This is a genomic window from Sphingobium olei (assembly GCF_042678845.1).
Taxonomy (GTDB): domain Bacteria; phylum Pseudomonadota; class Alphaproteobacteria; order Sphingomonadales; family Sphingomonadaceae; genus Sphingobium; species Sphingobium olei.
The window spans coordinates 1-1,515 of the sequence record NZ_JBHTLS010000044.1 but is presented as its reverse complement, the minus strand read 5'-3'; the positions used below and the strand labels follow the sequence as shown (position 1 = coordinate 1,515).

Annotated in this window: 1 protein-coding gene; it reads right to left on the bottom strand. The window is 63.2% G+C overall.

Annotation, left to right across the window (positions count from 1 at the left end):
- Window positions 1-318: 318 nt before the first annotated feature.
- Window positions 319-1,434 (bottom strand): IS110 family transposase, encoded by a 1,116-nt coding sequence (locus ACFQ24_RS03960; RefSeq protein ID WP_380909154.1) that lies wholly within the window; start codon window positions 1,432-1,434, stop codon window positions 319-321.
- Window positions 1,435-1,515: the final 81 nt, after the last annotated feature.

The following is a 1,515-nucleotide window of genomic DNA, read 5'->3' as shown; positions in this document are numbered from 1 at the left end:
TACGCTCTCATGACTGCCATCCGAGATACTGCCCGAGTTTACCCCTTCGCTGGCCGCAAGACCAGCGTTCGCATTGACCTTGGCGGGTGTGCCGCGGACGCCTGATCGACGACGATTGATCATGCTCTCATCCGCGGGTTGGTTACCGCACTACCCGTATCCGTCGCTGGGCCTATCCTCCGTCTAAGTTCGGGCGTCGGACGAACCTGCCCCACCGTACACCGCGGATTGCCCATCACAGTCGGGTGCCCGCGGCACGCCGGCCAAGGCTATGCAGGTGATGCGCTGGCGCCTCCTCTCGTGATCGTTGTGCGTGGATCAGCCAGCGACCGCCGGTGACACCCGACGGGCGATGTCCCAGGCATAGCCGACCAGTTCACGCGCGATCGCAGTGGTCACCTTCGGCTGCGGCTTGCCGGTGGCTGCTAGGCGACGGTAGCGCTGAGACAGGCGAACCTGTGCCTTCCACCCGATTGCCTGGATGTCCTCGGGCAAGTCGATGACCCGCTCACGGTAGCGCCGTTCCTCGCGAGCGGGCAGCCGATACGACCAGCCCGCCTCGATCAGCATGGTTCGTGCCTGCGCGTTGCCCGCGCGGGTGATCCGGCCTCGCTTGGTCCGGGCGCCGCTGGAGTGCTCGGTCGGCACCAAGCCAAGATACGCCATCAACTGCTTAGGATTGTCGAAGCGGGTGAGATCGCCTACTTCAGCGACCAGCGTCGCAGCGCTGACCAGCCTGATACCGCGCAGGACCTGCAGATTGCGGACCAGCGGCGCGAAACACCATGCATCCACCGCTTCGGCCAATGCTGCCTCGAGCCGTCCCACTCGCGCCTGCGCCTCCAGCACCCGCTTCTGCATTTCCTCGAATGCCAGCTGTTGGTGGGGAAAATCGAACCGCTGCTCGGACAACCACCGCCAGTACATTTTCGTCCAGGCGGCCTTGCCGTCGAAACGACGATCATGACGCAACAGGAAGCTGCGCACCGTTTGCTTGGCCCCGATGGCATCGTCCTGCGCATTTCGCCGAGCGCGGATGAGATCGCGTACCGCCTCATGCGCTTCGTCCGGCACCCAGATCGCGGTGAGTTCGCCGGCGCGTAGCAGCCGCGCCAGTGTCATCGCGTCACGTCGGTCCGTCTTCACATGGTCGCCCGGGCGTCGCGGCATCATTGAGGGGGCGATGACAATGCAATCCTGCCCCAGCTTCGTCAGCAACCGATGCAGGCCATAGCCACAGGGACCAGCTTCGTAGCAGACGTTCAACGTAACGCCCGGTCCCGTTAGTCGCTTGACCAGCTTTCTGACCGCATCGTCTTCGTTGGCGACTGTTCCGATGAAACGCACCTCGCCTCCGCGCTGTCCATCGGCAACAGCGACCGCAATGGTTTCCTTATGCACGTCCAGACCAACGTATTTCACTGCGTCCGTCATGACTCGCCTCCGCTGCTGAAAAATCCATCATCAGCATCTCAGATTCGAGCCTCCGAGGCTCGGGCAGTCATGGGGTCTAAG

Coding starts and splice junctions, on each gene's coding strand:
- ACFQ24_RS03960 (WP_380909154.1), bottom strand. CDS start 1,434: ATGACGGACGCAGTGAAATACGTTGGTCTGGACGTGCATAAGGAAACC.